At 31.1% G+C, this 22,531-nt stretch carries 30 protein-coding genes, 1 tRNA gene and 1 pseudogene; 16 read left to right on the forward strand and 16 right to left on the reverse strand.

Annotated elements, in window-relative coordinates; all coding sequences use genetic code 11:
- Positions 1 to 405 carry an NUDIX domain-containing protein gene (locus tag AW732_RS01800; RefSeq protein WP_067957666.1) on the forward strand — a complete coding sequence of 135 codons (405 nt, stop codon included), beginning with the start codon at positions 1 to 3 and terminating at the stop codon, positions 403 to 405.
- Here AW732_RS01800 and thiC read toward each other — a convergent pair.
- The 3 genes from thiC to AW732_RS01815 form a co-directional block, all read right to left on the reverse strand.
- Positions 388 to 1,716: a phosphomethylpyrimidine synthase ThiC gene (gene thiC / locus AW732_RS01805; protein WP_067957669.1), complete on the reverse strand. Its 1,329-nt coding sequence runs from the start codon at positions 1,714 to 1,716 to the stop codon at positions 388 to 390. The genes AW732_RS01800 and thiC overlap by 18 nt on opposite strands.
- A gap of 225 nt (positions 1,717 to 1,941) precedes the next feature.
- Entirely contained in the window at positions 1,942 to 2,166 is a 225-nt protein-coding gene (locus AW732_RS01810) for a hypothetical protein (protein ID WP_067957673.1), read from the reverse strand.
- On the reverse strand, positions 2,163 to 2,354 hold the full coding sequence (locus tag AW732_RS01815; RefSeq protein WP_067957676.1) for a hypothetical protein: 192 nt from the start codon (positions 2,352 to 2,354) through the stop codon (positions 2,163 to 2,165). The genes AW732_RS01810 and AW732_RS01815 overlap by 4 nt, the downstream gene beginning before the upstream one ends.
- A gap of 100 nt (positions 2,355 to 2,454) precedes the next feature.
- Here AW732_RS01815 and thiD point away from each other — a divergent pair, with 100 nt between their 5' ends.
- From thiD to AW732_RS01830, 3 genes are read left to right on the forward strand one after another with little or no spacing between them, the layout of a single operon-like run.
- Entirely contained in the window at positions 2,455 to 3,756 is a 1,302-nt protein-coding gene (gene thiD, locus AW732_RS01820; protein WP_067957680.1) for a bifunctional hydroxymethylpyrimidine kinase/phosphomethylpyrimidine kinase, read from the forward strand.
- 48 nt (positions 3,757 to 3,804) lie between these two features.
- On the forward strand, positions 3,805 to 4,506 hold the full coding sequence (locus AW732_RS01825; protein ID WP_067957683.1) for a nucleotidyltransferase family protein: 702 nt from the start codon (positions 3,805 to 3,807) through the stop codon (positions 4,504 to 4,506).
- Positions 4,503 to 4,940, forward strand: a complete 438-nt coding sequence (locus AW732_RS01830) for a GNAT family N-acetyltransferase (protein ID WP_067957686.1) — start codon at positions 4,503 to 4,505, stop codon at positions 4,938 to 4,940. Before AW732_RS01825 ends, AW732_RS01830 begins: the two co-directional genes overlap by 4 nt.
- On the opposite strand, the gene AW732_RS01835 is transcribed toward AW732_RS01830, so the two are convergent.
- Both AW732_RS01835 and AW732_RS01840 read right to left on the reverse strand, forming a co-directional pair.
- Positions 4,937 to 5,380 carry a hypothetical protein gene (locus AW732_RS01835; protein WP_067957689.1) on the reverse strand — a complete coding sequence of 148 codons (444 nt, stop codon included), beginning with the start codon at positions 5,378 to 5,380 and terminating at the stop codon, positions 4,937 to 4,939. The two genes, AW732_RS01830 and AW732_RS01835, sit on opposite strands and share 4 nt — an antisense overlap.
- 41 nt (positions 5,381 to 5,421) lie before the next feature.
- On the reverse strand, positions 5,422 to 6,435 hold the full coding sequence (locus tag AW732_RS01840) for an HIT domain-containing protein (protein WP_067957695.1): 1,014 nt from the start codon (positions 6,433 to 6,435) through the stop codon (positions 5,422 to 5,424).
- Between the two features lie 187 nt (positions 6,436 to 6,622).
- On the opposite strand from AW732_RS01840, the gene AW732_RS01845 reads away from it, so the two are divergent.
- On the forward strand, positions 6,623 to 7,921 hold the full coding sequence (locus tag AW732_RS01845; protein ID WP_067957862.1) for an alkaline phosphatase family protein: 1,299 nt from the start codon (positions 6,623 to 6,625) through the stop codon (positions 7,919 to 7,921).
- Here AW732_RS01845 and AW732_RS01850 read toward each other — a convergent pair.
- Positions 7,893 to 8,453, reverse strand: a complete 561-nt coding sequence (locus AW732_RS01850) for a DUF309 domain-containing protein (RefSeq protein WP_067957699.1) — start codon at positions 8,451 to 8,453, stop codon at positions 7,893 to 7,895. The genes AW732_RS01845 and AW732_RS01850 overlap by 29 nt on opposite strands.
- 82 nt (positions 8,454 to 8,535) lie before the next feature.
- Here AW732_RS01850 and AW732_RS01855 point away from each other — a divergent pair, with 82 nt between their 5' ends.
- A complete protein-coding gene (locus tag AW732_RS01855) occupies positions 8,536 to 8,907 on the forward strand; it encodes a hypothetical protein (protein WP_067957701.1) in 372 nt (123 codons plus the stop codon).
- Complete coding sequence (locus tag AW732_RS01860) at positions 8,907 to 9,092, forward strand: 30S ribosomal protein S27ae (protein ID WP_067957704.1); 186 nt, start codon at positions 8,907 to 8,909, stop codon at positions 9,090 to 9,092. Before AW732_RS01855 ends, AW732_RS01860 begins: the two co-directional genes overlap by 1 nt.
- A gap of 19 nt (positions 9,093 to 9,111) precedes the next feature.
- Here AW732_RS01860 and AW732_RS01865 read toward each other — a convergent pair whose 3' ends face one another.
- The 6 genes from AW732_RS01865 to AW732_RS01890 all read right to left on the reverse strand — a co-directional run bounded on the left by AW732_RS01865 (position 9,112) and on the right by AW732_RS01890 (position 14,414).
- Complete coding sequence (locus AW732_RS01865) at positions 9,112 to 9,822, reverse strand: hypothetical protein (RefSeq protein WP_082697390.1); 711 nt, start codon at positions 9,820 to 9,822, stop codon at positions 9,112 to 9,114.
- Positions 9,823 to 9,984: 162 nt separating this feature from the next.
- Positions 9,985 to 11,139, reverse strand: a complete 1,155-nt coding sequence (locus tag AW732_RS01870; protein WP_067957707.1) for a tRNA pseudouridine(54/55) synthase Pus10 — start codon at positions 11,137 to 11,139, stop codon at positions 9,985 to 9,987.
- Between the two features lie 22 nt (positions 11,140 to 11,161).
- Entirely contained in the window at positions 11,162 to 12,487 is a 1,326-nt protein-coding gene (locus tag AW732_RS01875; protein ID WP_067957710.1) for a signal recognition particle receptor subunit alpha, read from the reverse strand.
- Positions 12,480 to 13,169 (reverse strand): diphthine--ammonia ligase, encoded by a 690-nt coding sequence (locus tag AW732_RS01880; protein WP_067957713.1) that lies wholly within the window; start codon positions 13,167 to 13,169, stop codon positions 12,480 to 12,482. Before AW732_RS01880 ends, AW732_RS01875 begins: the two co-directional genes overlap by 8 nt.
- 189 nt (positions 13,170 to 13,358) lie before the next feature.
- Positions 13,359 to 13,772 carry a translation initiation factor IF-5A gene (locus AW732_RS01885; protein WP_067957715.1) on the reverse strand — a complete coding sequence of 138 codons (414 nt, stop codon included), beginning with the start codon at positions 13,770 to 13,772 and terminating at the stop codon, positions 13,359 to 13,361.
- Positions 13,773 to 13,802: 30 nt separating this feature from the next.
- Positions 13,803 to 14,414, reverse strand: a complete 612-nt coding sequence (locus tag AW732_RS01890) for a hypothetical protein (RefSeq protein ID WP_067957719.1) — start codon at positions 14,412 to 14,414, stop codon at positions 13,803 to 13,805.
- Positions 14,415 to 14,509: 95 nt separating this feature from the next.
- On the opposite strand from AW732_RS01890, the gene AW732_RS01895 reads away from it, so the two are divergent.
- Positions 14,510 to 14,636 (forward strand) — tRNA-Tyr (locus AW732_RS01895).
- Positions 14,637 to 14,681: 45 nt separating this feature from the next.
- Here the strand turns inward: AW732_RS01895 and AW732_RS09050 are convergent.
- The 3 genes and pseudogenes from AW732_RS09050 to AW732_RS01915 all read right to left on the reverse strand — a co-directional run bounded on the left by AW732_RS09050 (position 14,682) and on the right by AW732_RS01915 (position 16,437).
- A pseudogene (locus tag AW732_RS09050) lies at positions 14,682 to 15,490 on the reverse strand (V-type ATPase subunit).
- Between the two features lie 394 nt (positions 15,491 to 15,884).
- Positions 15,885 to 16,076, reverse strand: a complete 192-nt coding sequence (locus tag AW732_RS01910) for a cold-shock protein (protein WP_067957727.1) — start codon at positions 16,074 to 16,076, stop codon at positions 15,885 to 15,887.
- A 49-nt stretch (positions 16,077 to 16,125) separates the two neighbouring features.
- Positions 16,126 to 16,437, reverse strand: a complete 312-nt coding sequence (locus AW732_RS01915; protein ID WP_067957868.1) for a translation initiation factor eIF-1A — start codon at positions 16,435 to 16,437, stop codon at positions 16,126 to 16,128.
- A gap of 97 nt (positions 16,438 to 16,534) precedes the next feature.
- On the opposite strand from AW732_RS01915, the gene AW732_RS01920 reads away from it, so the two are divergent.
- The gene (locus AW732_RS01920) at positions 16,535 to 17,098 is read left to right on the forward strand and encodes a YkgJ family cysteine cluster protein (protein WP_067957730.1); all 564 of its coding nucleotides are present in this window, start codon (positions 16,535 to 16,537) and stop codon (positions 17,096 to 17,098) included.
- A 7-nt stretch (positions 17,099 to 17,105) separates the two neighbouring features.
- Here the strand turns inward: AW732_RS01920 and AW732_RS01925 are convergent, their stop codons facing one another.
- Positions 17,106 to 18,155 carry an alcohol dehydrogenase gene (locus AW732_RS01925; protein ID WP_067957733.1) on the reverse strand — a complete coding sequence of 350 codons (1,050 nt, stop codon included), beginning with the start codon at positions 18,153 to 18,155 and terminating at the stop codon, positions 17,106 to 17,108.
- 94 nt (positions 18,156 to 18,249) lie between these two features.
- Between AW732_RS01925 and AW732_RS01930 the strand changes: the two genes are divergently transcribed.
- The 7 genes from AW732_RS01930 (at position 18,250) to sufC (ending at position 22,460) form a co-directional block, all read left to right on the forward strand.
- Positions 18,250 to 18,930: a chromosome segregation protein ScpA gene (locus AW732_RS01930; protein ID WP_067957737.1), complete on the forward strand. Its 681-nt coding sequence runs from the start codon at positions 18,250 to 18,252 to the stop codon at positions 18,928 to 18,930.
- Positions 18,931 to 18,969: 39 nt separating this feature from the next.
- Positions 18,970 to 19,548: an SMC-Scp complex subunit ScpB gene (locus AW732_RS01935; protein ID WP_067957742.1), complete on the forward strand. Its 579-nt coding sequence runs from the start codon at positions 18,970 to 18,972 to the stop codon at positions 19,546 to 19,548.
- Positions 19,549 to 19,614: 66 nt separating this feature from the next.
- Positions 19,615 to 19,998, forward strand: coding sequence for a 30S ribosomal protein S8e (locus AW732_RS01940; protein ID WP_067957745.1), 384 nt, complete (start codon positions 19,615 to 19,617; stop codon positions 19,996 to 19,998).
- Position 19,999: 1 nt separating this feature from the next.
- The gene (locus AW732_RS01945) at positions 20,000 to 20,299 is read left to right on the forward strand and encodes a signal recognition particle subunit SRP19/SEC65 family protein (RefSeq protein WP_067957747.1); all 300 of its coding nucleotides are present in this window, start codon (positions 20,000 to 20,002) and stop codon (positions 20,297 to 20,299) included.
- A gap of 74 nt (positions 20,300 to 20,373) precedes the next feature.
- On the forward strand, positions 20,374 to 20,643 hold the full coding sequence (locus AW732_RS01950; protein WP_156416049.1) for a Gar1/Naf1 family protein: 270 nt from the start codon (positions 20,374 to 20,376) through the stop codon (positions 20,641 to 20,643).
- Positions 20,640 to 21,596, forward strand: a complete 957-nt coding sequence (locus AW732_RS01955; protein ID WP_067957753.1) for a TFIIB-type zinc ribbon-containing protein — start codon at positions 20,640 to 20,642, stop codon at positions 21,594 to 21,596. The genes AW732_RS01950 and AW732_RS01955 overlap by 4 nt, the downstream gene beginning before the upstream one ends.
- Positions 21,597 to 21,689: 93 nt before the next feature.
- A complete protein-coding gene (gene sufC, locus AW732_RS01960; protein WP_067957757.1) occupies positions 21,690 to 22,460 on the forward strand; it encodes a Fe-S cluster assembly ATPase SufC in 771 nt (256 codons plus the stop codon).
- Positions 22,461 to 22,531 lie beyond the last annotated feature (71 nt).

Genomic DNA, 22,531 nt, shown 5'->3' on the forward strand with positions numbered 1-22,531 from the left:
ATGCGTTCAACACGAATAGTTACATCTTTTTTAAAAAAGTCTGATCAAATTTTAATTCTAAAAAGAAGTCAAAAAGTAAGATCAATGAAAGGCCTATGGTCAGGAGTTAGCGGTATGATTGAAAATAATGAAGTCCCACTAGATAGAGCAAAAATTGAAATTTTTGAAGAAGTAGGAATGAAAGAAAATAAAATCATCCTCATCAAAGAATCAGAAAAAATAATAATTTCTTCCCCACAATACAAAAATCACGAATGGGAAATTTTTCCATTTTTATTTGAAACAGAAAAAGAAAAAATTAAACTAAATTGGGAAAATTCAGATTTTAAATGGATTTTGCCTAAAGAATTAAAGAATTATGAAACAGTTCCTAGTCTTGAAAAAATATTACTCAATTTGCTTTAAATTTTCATTTTCTTTTTCATATTTTTTTTGTTGAGGCAACATCATGTAAACACATGCACCACCACACATAGTACAAGGCACATTATTTCCAGGATGTTGACCAGTTCTGCCATGGATTTTTGCGGCTTCCTCTGGATCAATAGATAAAGCAAGTTGTTTTTCCCAATCTAATGTTCGTCTAGCTTCAGTCATTTCCATATCCCATTTAATGGCTTTATCTCGCATTTTTACAAGATCACCAGCATGAGCTGCAATTCGGTATGCAATCAATCCAGATTTTACTTCTTCAGCATTTGGTAATGCCAAATGTTCAGAAGGAGTAAGATAACACAATAAATCTACACCTTCACTTGCTGAAACTGCTGCACCAATTGCACTTGCTATATGATCATGTCCAGACGCAATATCAGTAACTAAAGGACCAAGAACATAGTAAGGGACATCACCAATAAGAGATTTTGCCAATTTAACATTTGCAGCAACTTCATTCAATGGAACATGTCCTGGTCCTTCAACCATGACCTGAACATCATTTTCATGTGCTCTTTTTGTTAATTGAGAAATATTGATCATTTCTTGTACTTGTAATTCATCATGAGAATCCAATATAGAGCCAGGTCTTAGTGCATCACCAAGACTGAAAGTAACATCATATTTTTTGGCAATTTCCAGTAGATAGTCGTAATGAGTCAAGTAAGGATTTTCTTTATCATGTTTTAACATCCATGCAGCAGTAATTGTTCCACCCTTACTTACAACTCCACCATATCTTTGAACTTTCAGAATTCTTTTAGCAATATCTTTTGTTATTCCACAATGAATTGTGGTATAATCGACTCCATCTTTAGCATTATTTTCAAAAGCATTAAGATAATCATCTTCAGTTAAATTAAGAGGATTTTTATGAACTTCAACGCCGTAATTATATGCCTCATAAATTGGAACAGTTCCAAAAGTAATAGGTGCAACATCTAAAAGGGAACGTCTAATTTCTTTTACATCTCCACCATCACTAAGATCCATCATAGTATCAGCATGATATTTTATGGCAACTTTGGCTTTTTCAATTTCTTCATCCAAATTTACATTTAGAGTAGAAGTTCCAATATTGACATTGACTTTAGTTTTCATTCCTTTACCAATTCCAACATTATGGATTTTTTGAGGCCGAACATTGTTACTTGGAATAATAATTGAACCTCTAGCAATTTTTGGAATCAACCAGTCAAGTGAAACATCTTCATCTTTTGCAACTTGTTTCATTTCATCAGTTGCAATTCCACGACGTGCAGAAGTCATTTGAGTTGCCATGTATCAATCTAGTTTTTACCTGATTTAAACAATCGTGAGAAAAAGAGATTATTTTGATCGTATTATGGGTTAGCATCATATTAATAAAAATTTCATGTTTAAATTCAAAATACACCTAATAATTTTATGAAAATGATTAGAGAGTGCATGTATTGTGGAAAAGAATTTCACAGTATGAGAGATGAATTTTGCTCATTCGAATGTGTTACGCAATCCACATCATAATCAGAATAAATTCAAATTCTTTTCTATAATTGATTTTTCATCTCGTATTTGATGAATTCTTTGCATAATAGGCTCAATTATGCGTTCCAAATCACTGGAATTGGAAAAATTTTGTCGAATTTCAAGAATTCGTTGAATTAATTCAATTTCAGCAGAAATCAAAGATTTGTAATCATCAAATTGTTGTAGAGTTGATTGTGAAAGGTTTTTTTCTGAATCAGTCATCTTGGTGGACTCCAACTTTCTTCTATTTCATCATCAATATTGTGAGAAACAAAATATTTTTTTCCACATTTAAAACACTGCCAAAGAAATTTTCCGTTATTTTTTTCCTGATATTGCATAGGAAGTAAGCAATTTGTACACTGTAATTGATCTGGAATACGATCATCAACCATTGGAATTTTACTCATATAATAAAAAAATTATTCAAGTATAAAATAGATAAGTTGATTTAAAATCAAAAATTATTCATAGAGAAAAATAGATTAGTGTTAAAAATTAGTAAATGATGTGAATTTATTATCAATAGGAGGTTCAGATCCATCATCAGGGGCAGGAATTCAAAGCGATGTCAAAATATTTACAAAATTTAATGTTCAATGCTTGACAGCTATTACAGCAATTACAAGTCAAAATACTTCAAATTTTGGAAAGATAGAACCAGTAACAAAAAAAATTTTAGAAAATCAATTAGAGTCATTAATTTCAGATTTCAAAATTGATGGGATAAAAATCGGAATGGTGTACAATTCAGAAATTATAAAAACGATTTACCAATATTTCAAAAAATTAGATATTCCAATTGTTGTTGATCCTGTAATAAAATCAACAACAGGGGGAATGTTAATTGAAAAATCATCAATAATTGATTTTAAAAAATACATTATTCCTCTTGCGACAATAATTACACCAAACAGATTTGAGGCAGAAATCTTAACTAAAGCAAAAATTAATTCAAAAAATAAGCCTGAAAAAATTGCAAAAATGATTCAAAAAATGGGAGCAAGAAATGTGATAATAACTGGTTTAGAGGAGAAAAATAACAAAATTTCAGATTTTGTGTTAGAGGCTAATAAAAAATATTTTCTTAATGATAAAAAAATTTCAAAAATTAATCGTGGTAGTGGATCCATTCATTCATCTATGGCGCTATATGGGATTATCAAATTCAAAAATATTAAAAAATCATTAGAGTTTGCAAAACAAGTCACTTTAAACTCAATAAAAAATTCAAAGAGAGTGGGAAAAGGTTTTGAAGTAACAAACTTTGATGAATTAGACAGCAATAGAATTGAATTAACTAAAGCAATTGAGGACTTTACAAAAATAAAAAACATTTTTGAAAGTATACCAGAATGTCAAACTAATTTTGTTTTTTCAAAACATAAACCAAAATCTATTAAAGAAATACTTGGAATTTCAGGAAGAATTGTAAAAGCAGGTAAAGAAGTCATAGTAGCAGGAGAGTTAGAATATGGAGGTTCAAAACATGTTGCAACAGCACTATTATCTGTAAATAAAAAATATTCTAAAGTTCAATCTGCAATCAATTTAAAATTTAGGGAATCAACAATTTTGAAAATAAAAAAAATGAAATGGAATACATATGATTATGATAGAAGTCAGGAACCAGAAAACATTAAAAAAAATGGATCCACAATAGAATGGGGAATTAAAAATGCTATTAAAAATTCAAAAAAAGCACCGGATGTAATTTTTCATAAAGGGGGTTTTGGAAAAGAACCAATGATAATATTATTTGGAGAAACTCCAGAAGCAATAATTAAAAAAATACAAAAATTATCAAAATAGGAATAAATCCATCCTTGAACATAAATACTCAAATTTGAAATAACGTTTGTGAAAGCAGTTATTCTTGCTGGAGGTCTAGGAACAAGATTAAGACCATTAACCAATGACAAACCCAAACCGATGCTACAAGTTGGTGAAAAACCAATTTTAGAGCATCTAATAGAATGGACAAAAAAAGGAGGAATCAAATCAATAGTAATTTGTGTTAGTTACCTCAGAAAATCAATTGAAGATTACTTTGGTGATGGAAGCAAATTTGGAGTAACAATTGAATATGCAATTTCAAATAAACCATTAGCTACAGCAGGGCAACTCAAAACTGCAGAAGAATTTATCGATGACGATTTTGTATGTATGTATGGAGATTCAATTTTTAATTTTAGTTTAAGAAGTATGATCAAACAACATGTTACAAAGAAACCATTTGTTACAATGGGCTTAAATGAATATAAAACAAATTTACCATACGGTGTAATTGAAACATCTAAAAATGGAAAAGTGGTTAGCTGGAATGAAAAACCAGAAATAAAAGCAAATGTAAACATGGGTTGTTACATAATGAATCCAAAGATTTTTGATTTAATTCCAAAGAATAAACCATATGGAATGGATGATGTGATAAAAAAAGCAATGAAGAAAAAACAATCAGTGAAAAGTTTTGTTACAAAAAAAGGTTTTACAGATATTGGAAATAAAGAATCATACATGCAGGCATGTAAAGAGTACGAACAAAAGAGCAAGTTAAAATGAATCAACCAGTCGTTAGAAAATTACAAGAAGAAGATTTTCAAAAAGGTTTCCTAAATTCATTGGATACATTAAGAGAAGCTAGTAACATTACCAAAGAGAAAGCATTAGAAATTTTTAATAACATTCAATCAAATCCAAATCACATTATTGTTGTTGCTGAAATGAATAACAGGATTGTAGGTTCTACAACTCTTCTGATTGAGCCCAAATTCATTCATCAAGGTGGATTTGTAGGACACATAGAGGACGTAGTAGTTAGTAAAGAGTTCCAAGGTCAAAAAATAGGCGAAAAAATTATCAAATATGTATTAGAAATTGCTGAGAAACAGAATTGTTATAAAACAATTCTAAATTGTTCAGATGAAGTTAAACAATTTTATGAAAAAATAGGTTTCAAATATCATTCAAATGAATTTAGATTTGAACACAACTAAAAATATTCTTTCGTTGGACGTTTTTTACGTTTCAGAATCAAAGATGCACCAACAGCCATTACAGGAGCAGATAAGATTATGAATAAGATTGGCAGATATTGAACTGCATCTGTTAAATAAATTTCTGGAACAGAGTCAACCCAAGAAAAAACTACAAGATTACCGGCAAGTAAAACAATACCTCCAACAATAATTAAACCACCAATTTGTTTTGAACCATAATTCCTTGACATAATGTAAGCAACTGCAGCTAAAATTCCAGCCGGTGCAACACCAATGGAAACAAATTGAATTAGTTTTGGATCAGGAGCAAATCCTTGTGCAATAACAGCATCTTCAGGAACTGTCAACATAAAATAATAAACAGAGATCAATTCACCAGCAAACATTGCAAAAAGAGCGACACTAATTACTGCAAGCCATTTTTCAACATTCCCCATTAGCAGAAGTAAATAGAGTTGATAAATAAACCATTCAGAAATTAAAGGATTCCAACAAGGTTAGCTAGTTCTTTCCTACAAGCTATTCCAAGTTTTTCAGCAGCATCTTCAGGCGATACATCATTCAAAAATATTCCATAACCACGTTCTAACCCAGACCAGGGTTTAGTTATTGGATAAATTTCAATGTGCCAATGAATTTGTCTAGTATTTTTCTTTTCAGGCGAAAGGTGAAAAACCAGATTATATGAAACATTTTTGATAGTTTTTGTCAGACCACCTAAAGTGGCTCTCAAAATTAGGGACAAATCATTAATTTCTTTTTGAGTGATTTTTGAGAAACTAGTTGTGTGTTTTTTAGGGGCAATCCAAAATTCATACGGATATGATGGAGCCCAAGGGGAAAAAGCAATGAATCCATCAGTTTGAAGTATTTGTCTAGGTCCGCTCAATTCCTCATTAATCGTTTGACACATATGACATACTCCTTTTTCATTCAAGATTTTATGAGAAGCTTCTGCCTCTGCATCAATTACAGGAGGGATAGTAGAAAGAGTTAGAATATTCAAGTGAGGGTGAGGGTTAGTACTACCTGCCAACTCACCATTATCACCATAAATTGAGACGTAAGTGACACCCTTTTGAGTATAAAGCCATCGTAATCTATCTTGAACAACAACTAAAACATTTGACCATTGTTCTGGAGTAATTGTAGAAAAAGTATCTTTAGTGTTTGGAGAAGCTACAATGACATAATGATATCCATAATTGGGTTCACTGTAAAATGGTTTTTCACTGTAAGAGTTTTCTGTTTCAACTGAAACCACAGGATTTTTACTTTCAAAAACACGTATAGACCAACCTTCAACAAAATCATCTTCACTGTCTTGAAGACGTTGTAACATTCCATCTTTTTCAACAAGAGATAAAACCGAAGGATTGGTAAGAGATTCATTTCCAGGTGCAAAAGGATTTTTTTTACCGTCTACAGATTTATTATTTTTTGAAACAATCATAAATCTTTCAGAAACATAATCCTTGCGCATATCACCCATAATTGTTATTGAAAGTAACTGTATGTTAAAATGTTTACTGAAAATAAAATAAAATTATTTCAAATCTGAAAAAATAATTTTTGTTTTAGGATAACTGATTTTCCAAAACACTAGAATAAATTACTGATCGCAAAAGGCATTGCAAGATTTAAAACAGAGATCAAAGAATCCAACAATCAGAGTTCAAATGGACAATTCTAACACACACATTATCTATGTTCTTTTAGATGGTGTTGGAGATCTACCGCATCCAGATTTAGATGGAAAAACACCTTTAGAAGCAGCAAATACGCCTACTTTAGACAAAATTGCAAGCAATGGTGTCATCGGGGAAGTGATTTCAGTAGGAAAAGGCATTGCCCCAGAATCAGATATTGCAGTATTCAATATGTTAGGTTACAAATTTGAACATGCAGATTATGCTGGAAGAGGAGTTATAGAAGCAATAGGAGTTGGAATTGATTTTAAAGATGGGGATTTAGCATTAAGAGGAAATTATTCAACATTAGACGATAATGAAATTATTACAGATAGAAGAGCTGGAAGACACATAGAAAAAGCAGACGCAGAAGGAATTGCAAAAGAATTAGAAGAAAAAATTCAGTTCTCAGTACCAGATACTCAAGTTGTTGTTGCACCAACAATAGGACACAGAGTGACAGTTAGAATTAGAGCACAGTCTAAAAAATTATCATCAAGAATTACAAATACAGATCCTGCATATAGCAACATTGGAGGAATGGGTGTAGCAAAAGAGATAGGAGATAATTTGAAAGTTGAAAAATGTTTACCGTTAGAAGATATCGATAATGCTGAAATTACATCAAACTTAGTAAATGAATTTTCAGAACAATCTATCAAAATTATGAGAAACAGTGAAATTAATAAAAAAAGAAAAGAATTAAACAAAAAACAACTAAGTTGTATTCTACTTCGAGATGCAGGTAACAAATACCCGGATGTGCCACCAATTAATGAAAAACATGAAATGAAATTTTCATGTATTGTAGACATGCCAGTAGAGTTAGGAATTTCAGAAGTTCTAAAAATGAAAGCATTTGAAGCAGGAGGTTTAACAGATTATGAGGAAAAAGCAAGAGTTGCTGCAAAAGCAATGGAAACACATAATGCAATTTATGTTCACCTTAAAGGACCTGATGAATTTGGCCACGATGGGGATGCAATTGGTAAAATGAAAAACATAGAAGAAATTGATCAAAGATTTTTCAAAACACTAGTAGAAAATATAGATTCAAACAACGTTGCAATAATTATTTCTGCAGACCATTCAACTCCATGTATTAACAAAGGACATAGTGATGATCCAGTGCCAGTAGTTGTTTCAGCAGATTTTATCAAAAATGATGGTACCACAAGAATGACTGAAGATCAAGCAAAAAAAGGAAGTATCGGATTATTACAAGGGGCAGAAGTTGTTACAAAATCATTAGAACTAATCAGATCTCAAATAAAACCAGATCATTAATTTTCTGCATCTCAATAGATTTTTCCCGAATTCTTTCAATGTCTATTGAGTGATATATTGAAGGGGAAGTTCCTAATTTTTCTAATGCTCTTGTAAGCATAGCAACCCCAATACTCAATTCATTTTCTTGAGCATGAGCATATGCTACTGCCACAAGTATTATTCCTTGCACTAATTCTTTTTCACGTCCAAAGCATTGTTTCCAGACACCTTCAAATGCCTCATGACATTCCCAAAATCGTTCACTGTTAAAATAAAATATTCCGTCCTTAATTCCTTGATCTATTTCAATTTCTTCTTCTATTACATGTCGAATATTATCTAATTCACCAATTGGAGACAATTTCTTAACTAGTTCATCTACATCTTTTGTTTCAATAGCTACATCAAATTCAATAAATTTAGTAGCAACTCTACAAAGTCGAATATGAGCATCGGTCCCAGTAATCAGATCTCTTGCACGATAAAGAACTTCACGAGAATTCATGGGAATAAATTTTTCATTTTTTAAATGAATCAAATATCGCTCCATATCATGAATTCATCCCATTTTCTTAAATTTCTTGTGTAAATTCAACTAGGTTTATATGAAATATCCAAAGGATTTTTGATACATGTCAACTATTGAGACACTTTCAGATGTCAATAATACCTTCTTATCAAGAAGAGAATTAACTTGTGATTTTCCAGGGTTAGGTGGAAAATTAAAGAATATGGAAGCAGTAGACATGATTACAAAAGAATTCAAACTAGATGGCAAAGTAGTGATACCAATGAGACTAAAAACTCATGTTGGAATGTCAAAAGTTACAGGAACTTTCTATGTTTATGATGATGAAGGATTGGCAAAAAAACACATCAATCCAACAATCTTTTCAAGATTAGAAAAAACTAAAGCAAAAATAGCTGAAGCTGAAAAAGCAGCAGCTGAAGCACCAACAGAAGATGCAGCAGCTGAAGCACCAACAGAGGAGAAAACAGAATAATGCCTGTAGAGAAAAAAGGCAGCAAAGGTTCTAGTCCAAAAGTTTATGGTTATTTCAAAATTGATGGCGATAAAGCAACAAGAACTAAGAAAAATTGTTCAAGATGTGGAAAAGGAGTATACATGTCTGAACATAAAGATAGAAACACATGTGGAAAATGTGGTTTGACAGAATTCAAACAATAAAATCAATAAAATAAATTATTTAGTACAATATTTTTTTACGTATTTTTGCACTTTTTTCTTCCAGCTCAGTAATTTTTAAAATAAATTTAGGATCAAGTTTAATGTTGGATAAAGATTCAGCAGATAATTTCACATTGTTGGCATCTAAAGAAATATTAGATTTAGGCAAATTTCTATCAGACCAAAATTTTATTACTTTATCTTCAAGTTTGTAATCACGAAAACCAGATGGAAATTTTTTTGTGATATGATTTAGTAATGTTCTATCATTAAAAACAGCTCGAGGTTCAAACAATCTAGTTTCATCACTATACACATTTTCAAATAAATTTCCAGATAATTCGTCAGAAATTAATTCCATTTTTGAGATTTTTCTAATTAATTCTAAAAAATGTAAAAATTCATGAGCCAAAATTGCATGTATGGTACCTTTCAACCCATAAGCAATCAAAGGAGCAGAAATTTGAATAACAACTTGAAATTTTTCCTCAAACATTACAGGAATTGTCCTTGCAAATAAAATTCCATATTCATATGAATTTGGATCAGATGAAGATAGTACCAAAGAAGGTTCAACATATGCTACAGGGTATTGAATACCAGATGCTTTTTCAATTCGATTAATTCCAGCAACTGTAATTGGAAAACGCTTCAAAGTAAGATCATAAACATCTTCAGGTATAAGACCCTTAGAATATGCATCTCTAAAACGAACTAAAGGATCCAACATTAATTATTAAAAATTTTAATGTAAAAATGTTGATTTTCTTACGATCTAGGTTTTCCACATTTTGCTTTTTTTACTCTACGAGTATTTGCTCTTTGATCAGCATGTCTTTGATGTTTACCTTTTTTTCTCATTGGCATGATAAATTACGATATTTAGTGCTAGTTAATTGTTATCATTTACAAAAATTTTGAGAAAATCAAATTCCTTAGCAATACAATTAGTTCCAATAGTTACAGAAACATTAGGTTCAACGTTAGTTCCAGTCACAAATCGTTTAATTGGCAATCCACCTTCAGCCTTAATTTTTAATACTATCAAATGATCAGAGTTTTTTCTATAACTCAAATCAAAAATTTTTTTTTCGTAAGATCTTCCAGATTTTTCAGAAATTATAATAGGAATATTTTTGAGAGTTTTTAATTTTTTCAGATGTTTGGATTCAAATTTTGAATCAGTAGCAATTTTAATAGAAATCAAAGAAGAAAACTTCAAAGGAGTTTTAGGATAATCATCGATTATTTTCATATTTGAAACAGAGATAGAATCAGAAAGAAAATCAAAAAGTCTTTTTTTCCTTTTTACAGGATTTTGGAGTTTAACTACAAAAGGCCGACCAGAACCCAATACCAAACTAGATTTATCTTCACCGCCTATCCAAGTAAATTTTGTCGTAGTTCCACCAAATTTTTTAAAAATTAATTTTGAGATAATTCCCTCAATACTATCAAATTCTGTAATTCCATGAAAATTACAAGTTCTGCATCCCTTTCCAGAACAATTATCACAAGATTTCTGTTTTTGAGAATATCCTCGTTTAGATTTAGTATACCTTCCAGAAATAACAAGAGGTTTTGAATATAGATTACAAGAATGTTCTTTGAGATTAACAGTAAAAATGACATCTGGATCAATATAATTAATAATTTTTTTTGTCTTTTTTGAAAAAAGTTTTCCCAATTCTTTTGCAATATCAGATTTTATACCATCAATTCCTCGTAACTTAAATTCAGATTTTAAAGCATCATCTCTATCAATTATAGAAGGCTTAACTATTGTTCCAATACTAAAAGTATCAAATCCATAATCTAAGGATGAATCTAGCATTAATTTTGAAAAATAATCCAAATTATCAAAGAGATTTTTACAAATGTGACATGGGTTATTGGAACTATGACCATTCTTTAGTTTTTTACCAAGTAATTTATTTGAAGATAAACGAAGTTGTTTTGAAAATAATCTACCTAAACAAAAATTACATAAATCATATTTTTCAATAATTTCCTTTGAAGAAGAAAGGACAGTAGAATATTTAGACATTTTTGATTTGAGATAATATCAGTTATCCCAAACCCATTTTTCTTAAAGTGCCCTGCATTTGACGACCTTTAGAAGCTTTCATCAAATTCTTTGAATTTTTATAATTTTTCATTAATTCTTTTACTTCACTTTCAGGCCATCCAGAACCTCTAGCAATCCTTTTGATTCTTGAAGAATTGAGTAAATCAGGGTCTGCTTTTTCATCTTTATTCATACTTTGAATAATGTATCTCCATTTGGATACTCTGTCTTCCATTTGATCAACTTGATCTTCTTTTACCATTCCAGACATTCCCGGCATACTGTCAAGAAGTCCTTTTAGTGAACCAACTTTTGTTACTTCTTCTAATTGATAAAAGAAATCATCCATGTTCATTTTTCCACTGGAAATACGTTTCATTCTAACATCATCACCTTCATTTTCTAATCTTTTTGCTAAATCTAATACAGCCTGAATATCACCCATCCCAAGTAATCTGCCAACAAATCTAGTCGGAGAAAATTTTTCTAAATCATCAATTCTTTCACCAGTACCAATGTACATAATTTGAGCACCAGTTGCTGCAGATGCAGCTAATGCGCCGCCACCTTTTGCAGAACTATCTAATTTTGAAATTATAACACCACCAACAGGGATAGTTTTATGAAATGCTTCAGCTTGATTGAAACATTGTTGACCAATTGTTCCATCAATTACAAGTAGAGCTAAATCAGGATCTGCAACTTTATTGATTCTACTCATCTCTTCAAGTAAATCTTGTTCTTCTTTGTGACGACCAGCAGTATCAATAATTATTACATCAAGAGGTTGTCCTGCAAAATGTTTTAATCCATTTTGGACAATATTTGGAGAATCTTTATTATTTTCTTCACCATAAACTTCGACATTTGATTTTTCACACATCATTTTTAATTGAACCAATGCACCTGGTCGATAAGTATCAGCACCAACAACACCAACCTTATGACCTTGTCCAGTCAAAAATTTTGCAAGTTTTGATGCAACAGTAGTTTTACCACTTCCCTGAATTCCCAATAAAATAATTTTATTTTGTTTTCCAGGTTTAAGTTCGAAATCAGACTCGTTACCCAATAATTTTGATAATTCATCATATAGAATTTTCACAATATGATCTTTACGAGATAATCCAGGAGGAGGAGTTTCATTTAACGAGCGTTCTTCTAACCTTTTAGTAATTTCAAGTACTAGTCGAACATTGACATCAGAGGTCAATAAAGCCCGTTGAACATCTTTACAAAGATCTTTAATTAATTCCTCATCAATGCCTGAAGATTTAACAATTTTTTTAATTGCATCTCCTAAGCTACTTTTTAATCCATCAAGCATTGCAATTTAACTCCGCATCCACTATTTCAAACCTTCCTCTATAACCATCCCAATTTTTTGTGAATTTATTAATTTTAATAGAATTAGAAAATAAAGGACAATCTATAACAAAGGTTTCAGCCTCTCCACCTTCAAAATTCAAATTAAATCCAAATTTGTCAGATAAAATTTCTAATTTTTTCATATCAGATTTTGAAATTAATTTTCCTAGCCATTGATCGTCTAAACCATCAGATGAAACAGTAGTCATAATAAAATGAAAATTGGATTCCATCAAATCATTCATGTATTTTTTTGGTTCACTTTCCCATAAGGGGGAAACAGAAATCAAATTTAATTTCCCACACAAACTTTCAAATTTTTCTTTTTGAAATTTACTTTTTATTCCACCATGAACCAATCCCTCGATTTTAAATTCATCTATAGCATTTTTCAATAATTTTTCTAACACAATTAATTCATCATTTGTTTCATCTGAAGAAGAAGAGATAGTTAATTGAGGAATTTTCAAGGATTTAGATTGTAATTTTGTCCATTTTAAATTTGGGTGATGTAAAAGATGACTTTCATCAGATTTTGCAAAAACACTCAAGAGACACACAATCTCATGTCCTTGTTTTTTAGCAAGATGAATTGCATAAGTACTATCTTTCCCACCAGAAAAAAGACAAGCTAATTTCATCAATTAATAAAAATGAGACTCTAATAAAATTCTAAAATTTTTGATTGAGATGCCTCAATACTCATAATCGTCATCACAAATCAGACGGCTTTTCCGATAATCATCAGCATCTGTAATAGTGTTACAATTATAGAATTTTAGTGCTATGATTGAAATCAAATAATGAAAATATGTTGCAGAATTCTAAGTTTAACTATTTTTAATACTCATGATTTTTGTATTATCCATTACAACCCAATATTCAACATTTTGTCCGTTTTCCAATTTTCCTTGAACAGAGTCGTCAATCATTGCAATGTCAATAGTTTCAAAGGATTCATTATCCATAACTTGTACAGTATCACCATTTATTGAGATTATTTGACCAACTTTCTTGTTAATCATTGGAACATGGATTTGCATACTTACAGGTCCAACATGAGGTCTATTTTTGCCATCAAAAATTCCCTGACCAACGATTCTAGCTTTTGCTGCACCGTGTTTTCCAGGTTTTGAAGTATCGTACTCAATAATTCTACATGGTTCCCCACTAGGTTGATCAGAGTGAGGTAGTAGAATGTATGATCCAATTTTCAATGAACCCAAATCAGATGGTTTACTCATAAAATTCAGTTTTTGCTCGAATATTTAACTCTACTTTAGTTGATCAAGAATAGAAAGACTCAAGAGATTTGATAAAGTAAAACCTTTCCTAGTTACATCACGTTGTGTTTGATCACAATATTTTTTGACGCTTTGATGACTTTTTTCACTTGCCACTTCAATTACAATCATATTTTCAGAATAGGGGAACGTAAATTTTGAAGGAATAGAGCAAGTAGTAGTCATGTTTCCAATTCCAGCAACTTCAATTTTTTCTCTTTTTAATAATAAGCCAGCAATTTCAACTAAATCATCCATATCTTCACCATATTCTAGATAATAAATAGAAATGAAATTTGTTTCACCTAAAACTTCCCGTTCGAAGAGATCATCATGAATATTGAAAACAAATGAAGTTTTTTCTTGTACATGTTGAGATAATTCTTTTTCTACAATTGAACTGTCCTTAAATTTAGCTAATAAGTAGTGGTTTGCTGAAGTTGAAAAATAGGGTTGACTATCACTTGAAAAAGTTCCAGTTACAAAAAATAATTTTTCAATATTTTTAGAACTTGACCAAGATTCTTTTAATTCAAGAGAATCACGATTGTGTAAATAAGGTGCACAAACATATCCCGAATAAGACAATTTTAATTCAGACATTATTAATGAGAAATTTTTAGAGTATTTATCAATATATTAGACCAAATTAAAAAAGCACGATGGTTTTTTAATAACTCAATACACATAATTTTTGTCCCGTGGTAGCTCAGCCTGGTAGAGCTTCCGGCTGTAGTTGTTGGCTTAAGATGGCTGACCGAAAAACAGCATATCAGGCATACAGAAACCGGGTTGTCGCATGTTCAATTCATGCCCGCGGGACCACAAAATTTTTACAAAAAAAGAGATCCACATTAAACAAAATATTGGTCATTCCGAAGTGATTATTTTTGACACAACAATATTGCTGGAAATGGTATTTTCAACGGCATATGAAATTGAAGATAAATTTATGATCCCATAATCATATAATCTAACAACAGACACCACAGTAGATAATTTGAACATATTTGTAAATTCTCGAAGTAATGAATTATACAAAAATAAATCAGATTTTCTATCAAATTCATTCATCATAACAATATCATCTGCTTCAGAAGGAATAATTTCAGAAAATTTTGTTTTAGATAACTCCATAAAACTACTTTTAAGATTTTCAGCAGAAATCATCTTGGATAGTAATTCATCACTATTACCAGAAATATGAGAAACTAACAAGTCATGAAGGGATTGTTCATTTAAATTCCAAAATTTTCCACGTACAATATTTGTGATATTATACAAATCAAATTCAGTTCCAAATAATTTTAACAGATTTAAATCCACCTTACTTTTGATACTATCAGCTAATTTTGATATAAAATTTTATCAAGATATGTGTCAATTACACCAATTTCACCCAAATCATTGTAAAGCACTACTGCTTTTTCAATATCGTTTCCAAAATTACAGGATTTTAAATTACTAATTACTTCTTCAACATTTTTTGAAGTTAAAGTTTTCAGTGTAACATCTCTACGTGGAATTAATTCTTCAGTCTTTAATCCCATTGTAGATTCTATCTCAGATTGAGTTTTTCTCAAAATTTTTTCTTTAAGAAAATTTTTTAAATTTTTAAAATGAATTTTTAATAATAAGCCATTAGTAAATTTGAACCGCCTACAGAATTCATCATGCAATACAATTCAGATTGTTTTCACCTAAAACTAATCTAAAGATTATTTGAAGTGTAAGGTTTTGGAATTTTCCGAATGTAATCAGAGTAAGAAGTACTGTTTAAACGACTTGTAAATTCATCAAGGTTTCTAGATTCTGCTAATGTTTGAAATGTTTTTTTTTGAAAGTAATTTACCTTTTAAACTATATGCCTTTACAGTAGCGTATGTCATTAAGGACCCTACAACCATTGAACTCTAATGAAGAGTATGAATTTAAGAATTCCTCACGATTATCGAACATAGAGATGTGAAAATTTCAAAAAGAAATGTAATTTTTACATTTAATTTAAAAATAATAAAAAAATAGACTGTTTAAGAAAACATAGATGAAATCTTAATTTAAAAATTCAATTGTCTACTCTAATTTTTTGACTTTTTGTGCTGCTGGGCCTTTTTGGCCTTCTCCGATTTCAAACTCGACTTTATCGCCTTCGTTAATGAATCCATCAACGTCAGATTTGTGTACGAACATATCGTCGCCACTTTCTCTTTCGATAAAACCAAAGCCCTTAGTACGGTTGAACCATTTTACGGTACCTTGTTCCATAAACTCTAAAACAATGTATTCGCTATATTAACTAAGGCATATTTTGATTCTAGAAATCTTTTGCAATATGGCCATTATCTTTTAACCACTCTACTTGTGGCAATGTGAATCTCCAAACAATATCACCACGTTCGTTATCATTAAAATCCCATGGAGCAATTATTACAATGTCATTATCTCGAATCCATACACGTCTCTTTAATTTTCCACGAATTCTACCTCTCCTAGTAACATTATCATCACATTTTATCATAACATTTTCTCCGCCCATCATTTTCAAGACTCGTCCAAACAATTCACCTTCTTCAGGAAGACGAATCTCTTTTAGTGCACTTTCATTTTTTACTTGACGCTTACCCACAAAAAGTCTAGATCTAGTAACCATATAACTGATGAGGTCTTAAAAAACTAAAACAAAAAGTAGAAGGAATTTTATCTATTTCAAGAATAAACAAGATATGGAGTTTAGATGTGTCGAAGAATGCTCTGATTGTTGCGTTAAAAGGGAATATTATCCAAATAAACAATTTGGAAAAATAGGCGTATTGATTTTACCAGATGAAAAAGAAAAAATAGAAAAAATTGCTGAAGACAATAAAATCAAAATTAAAATTTTACCAAGGATAGGGGTCTCAGAAAATCCAAATCAACTTCCCACAGAAATTTTAGCATATCAATTAATTGGAATCGAAGATAATGGCAATACGTGTCCCTTTTTAGATACTAAAAGTGGACAAAAATCAACTCATGGAGGTTATCCATGCAAAATATACAAAACCAAGCCACTTGCATGTAGTGCTTATCCACTTATTGAATCAAATCCAATCACATTAGATGAAAAATGTAAATTTTGTAAAGAATGTGGAACTGCAAATCAAAATTTAGAATTTGAAACAGAGTCACTATTAAAAATTAAAAACAATATGCAAACTAACGCAAGTCATATTTGGAGATATGCAACTGGAATTGGTGAAAGTGAAGATAAAGAAATAATCAAGAAAGGTTGGATTTTAGAAGAATAAGTTTTGATTAAGGATTAATTACTGCACGACCAATAATTTTTCTATTCTTTAGATCATCTAAAGCACCGGTTGCTTCATCCAAAGTATAATGTTTTGATACAATTGGATTGATAACACCTTGTTTTGCAAGTTCAATTAATTCAACCATGTCTTTGTAGTTTCCAGTATAAGCACCTTGAATTGTAATTGCCTTTAACGGTACAGAAACTAATGGTAAATCTACAGAACCACCAAACAAACCAACTAAGATAATATTTCCACGTTTCCTTACAACAGATAAAGCAAGTTTTACAGTTGGAGGTGCATTAACAAAATCAACTATACTATCAACACCCTTTTCATTACAGATAGACATAATTTTTTGTGATGCACCACTTTCTTTTGTGTTAACAACATCAGTTGCACCCAATTCTTTTGCAGTTTTTAGTTTCTCATCATCAATGTCTGCACAAATGATTTTACATTTTGCCATATGGCTTGCAATCTGAACACCCATCAAACCTAAACCACCTGCACCTACAATCAAAATTGATTCAGGGTTATTTACTAATGCTTTCTTGACTGCAGTATAAGCAGTTAATCCAGAGCATGCTAGTGAAGATGCTGAATCAGGATCGACATCACCTATATTTGCTAAAAATTTGTAATCAGGAACAATAACTTTTTCAGCATATCCTCCATCTTGAAAAACACCTAATGATTTTGGAGTTTCACACAAATTTGTATCACCTTTTTCACAAGTTGGGCATTTTGCACATCCAATCCAAGGGTAAACTAAGACAGTATCACCAATTTTCACATCCTTTACAGATTCACCAATTTTTTCAATAGTACCAACAACCTCATGACCAGGAGTAACAGGGAATTTTACACCTCTATCTGTTACCTTCATGAATCCATCACCTGTATCATATCCACCTTCCCAAAGATGAAGATCACTGTGACAGACACCTGTGGAAATAACTTTGAGTAATACTTGAGTTCCAGTAGGATCAGAAATTTCAACTTGATTTAGTTCAAGTGGTTTATCAGGTTCAATAATTCGTGCTGCTTTCATAAAATGAATTCATTATTTTGCAATATAAGAGTTGACTGGAAGTAAGAAAAAAGTAGAGTAATTAGATATTATGGAATAATAAAATAGTCAATTTGTGAATGAATCTAAAACACCAAACAGTATTTCTCAAGAACCAGTAAATATCCTATTCAATCCATCATCAGTAATTAAAAAAGATGTTTGGGAAATAGATCTAATTCAAATTTTGAATTTATTAATTAAGATTCTTGAAAAAACGGGGAAAAAGGATCTTAAAGTTGCTGGAATGGCAGCATTGTCGTCATCATTGATTTACAGAATGAAAGTAGAAAGTATTTTTGCATTACAAAGAGCAGCCATGGAGAAAAAACCAACTACACAACGAACCGATGTAGATATTGAATTAATCGATATTCCATACAGACATGAATCAACATATCCAGTTTCATTAGATGACTTGTTGGGATTATTACAAAATCTCATCGGAACAATCGCAAACCCACAATCACGAAGAAATAAAAAATTAGACATTGAACCAATTGAAGCACCGGATTTTCAGGAATATTTTATTTCATTAGAAAGTATTATTGGAAAATATGAAGAATTGATTATGAAAAAAATTGCAAGTAAAGGATTTGGATTACTCCAAGAAATTATCACAGATTTAGACCAAGTAGATTCAATCAGATGTTTCTTTGCAGCACTATTTTTAGCAAGAGACCAAAAAGTAGATTTGGAACAGCAAAATGATGACATTAAAATTATACTCATGAGTGAACAACTAGAAGAAAAATGAAAGAAAGTTTAATGATATTCAAAAGGAGAATTTTTCAAGATGGCAAGAGTTGAAAATATAATTGAAGCAACTGCAAGAATTGAAGCAGCTCTATATTCAGCAGGAAGACCACTGAGAATAGAAGATATCATTAGAGCGTCAGGCACAGAATCAAGAACAAAAACATTAGACTTGCTTGAAACAATTATGAAAAAAACAAGAACTGCATTCAAAGCATTAGAAATTGTAATTTTACCAGATGGAACATATGTAATGCAATTAAAACCAGAATACAGTTCTACAGTTAAGAGATATGCATCAAAACCAGTTTTACCAAATGCAACATTAAAGACATTATCATATATTGCATACATGCAGCCAATTGCATCTAAACAGCTTGTAGAAACTAGAGGTTCAGGAGTATATGCACATCTCAAAGAACTAAGACAATTAGACTATATCACTCATCAAAATGTAGGAAGATTGAAAATTTATACAACTACTGAAAAATTCCAAAAATATTTTGGGATTAAAGGAGATGTCGAAGATCTCAAATCAAGATTATTTTCAAAAGTAAGAAAAACTGCAAGTAAAGGTCAAACAAACAGATCACTACAAATCACAGCAGAAAGTAAATAGAAAAATTTTGATTTAAGGCTAATTTATGGCGTTTTGTATAAATTAGAGTAATTCAATTAATTTTTTGTGAGAAAATCAGTAGAAAATTTAGCAACCAGTAAAACAACGGGAGGAAGAAGAAGTCCACTTAGAATTAGAAGAAAATATGAAACTGATAGATATCCAAATGAAGCAATTAATGGTGCTCAAGTTACAGTAACTAGAAGAGTTAGAGGAAATAATAACAAAGTAGCTTTGAAATCAATTGATTTTGTTAATTTAGCAAAAGGAGATTCCAAAGTAATTAAAACAAAAATTATCAAAGTTCTAGATAATGCAACAAACAACGATTACAGAAGAAGAGGAATCATCAGCAAAGGTGCAATTCTTGAAACACAAGAAGGTAAATGTAAAGTTGTTTCTAAACCAGGACAAACTGGAATAGCTAACGCAGTTTTACTCAAGGAATAAAATGAAAGATTACGAGCACATCGTAATCTGGTTGGATTATTTTAACAAAAATTTAAAGAAATCAAAAGGTAGAAGATTAGGATTAGAAAAATGCATTTTTGATCCTTCCTTAAAAGAACTAATGGATGCAACAAAGGCAGCGGGTTATGAAATTACAGAATCTGAAGAAAAAGTAAGATTTCCAAGAAGACCATTTGTAAGGTCAGGCTATGTTGTGTTACCAAAAGGATCCTCTAAGACAATAATTCTTAACAAAATTTCACAAAAACTTATTTCAAAAAGAGCCAAGCAAACAAAATAAAATGAATTCTAGCTTTTAGCTAAAGTAAAGTTGACAGAAGTCTATGATAGTGTAAGCATTTCTAGTATTGTTAATTGCAGGAGGTAGGCGAAATAATGCACCTAGCCGGTAGTGGCAGGGTAATCGTTCAACTTTCAAAAGAATTAGTTGAAGGACAAATACTCTGTGACAACAAAGGAACTAGAGTTGCAAAAGTAATGGAACTAATTGGTCCAATAAAAAGGCCGTTTGCATCAGCAACGCCCTTAACAAATAGTATCAACAAATTTGTTGGAAAACGTGTTTTCATTTTTGAGCAATCTACTGCAAATAAACCAAAAAAATTTAGGAGAAGAAGAAGATGAACATATTACAAACCGAAAACTGTCCAGAATGTAAATCATCATTAATCGATGATATGCAAAATGGCGAAATAATCTGTTCTGGTTGTGGAGTAGTTGTCGATGATCAGATTACAGATAGTGGTCCAGAAACAATAAGTTCGAATCTCGAAGATAAAATGAAGCTTGCAAGAGCAACAGGACAAACAACATATTCTCAACATGATTTGGGAATAACAACTGAGATTTCAATTAGTGCAAAAGACTTCAGTGGAAAAAGAATCAATCACGAAGTTGCAAACCAAATGAATCATCTCAGAAAATGGCAACAAAGAGTTAGAGTATCAACACCAAAAGAAAGACGACTTGCAAATGTTTTAGCAAAAATGGGTGAAACATGTGAATCACTTAATCTTTCAAAAAATGTGTTGGAAACAACTTCAATGATTTATAGAAATTTGGATGGACATATGGATGTCAAAGGAAAGTCTGTAGCTTGTATTACAGCAGCAACAATCTATATGGCATGTAAACAATGTAACGTCGTAAGATCATTAGAAGAAATTTGCCGAGAAATTGTTCCAGCAAAAGATGTTAAATCAAAAACAAAACTTGCAGCAAGATATTATCGAACCATGGTAATGGAAATGGGAGCAATTAAAGCTCCAGTATTGACCATGGACAAATACATCTCAAAGATAGCAAATATGACACAGACTGAGGTTAGAGTAGAAAGACTAGCCTTAGAAATTGCAGAAAAGACAAAAGACAACAGTATTTCAGATGGAAAATCTCCAAATGGAATTGCTGCAGCATATCTTTATGTCTCATCAGTACTACTTGGACAAAACGTTCTACAAAGAGACGTTTCAAGTATTGCAGGTGTAACAGAAGTTACTATCAGAAATAGATGTAAAGAGATTCTAACAAATCACAAACTCAAAATTACTTTGAGACCATCTCTGGCCAAATATTAACACCCCCCCCCCCCTTTTCATTTTATTAAAAATAGCCATTAGGATTAGCTAAATTTCGTCGGCATTATATATAGAAACAAAATTATTTTGAATATGGCAGTATTAGAAATCAGAGATCTACATGTATCCAGAGAAGGTAAAGAAATCCTCAAAGGAGTCAATTTAAAAACAGGTCCTGGAGAAGTACATGCAATTATGGGACCTAACGGTTCTGGAAAAAGTACATTATCTTACACATTATTAGCACACCCAAAATATGAAGTTACAAAAGGAGACATCCTATTAGACGGCGAAAGTATTTTAGATTTAACTGCAGATGAAAGAGCAAAAAAAGGACTGTTCTTAGCATTTCAATATCCAACTGAAGTTTCAGGAGTAGGATTTTCACATTTCTTAAGAACAGCATACAATTCGCTCAGTAAAGCAATGGAAGGGGATGACAGAGAAGTGTTCATTACGGTAAGAGAATTCCAAAAATATCTTAAAGAGAATTTGGAAAAAGTAGGATTAAGAGAAGAATTTCTTTCAAGATATCTTAATGAGGGATTTTCTGGAGGAGAGAAAAAACGTGCAGAAGTTTTGCAGATGGCTGTGTTAAAACCTAAAATCTCAATTTTAGATGAGCCTGATTCAGGATTAGATATTGATGCAGTTCAATCAGTAGCTCAAGCAATTAGCAAAGTATCAACAAAAGATGCAACAGTAATCATTATCACTCACTATGCTAGAATTTTGAAATTCTTAGATAAATTAGATTATGTTCATGTATTTGCACAAGGCAAAGTTCTCGAAACAGGAGATGCATCTCTTGCAGATAAATTAGAAGCCGAAGGTTATGAATGGGCTTTAGAGAAAACTGCATAAAAATTATTAAAAATAAAAAATGTCAGAATTGAGAATAGGTTTTTTGTTTAAATAGGGTTTGAGAGATTAAA

Origin of the sequence: Nitrosopumilus sp. Nsub (genome assembly GCF_001541925.1) — an archaeon.
Lineage (GTDB): Archaea > Thermoproteota > Nitrososphaeria > Nitrososphaerales > Nitrosopumilaceae > Nitrosopumilus.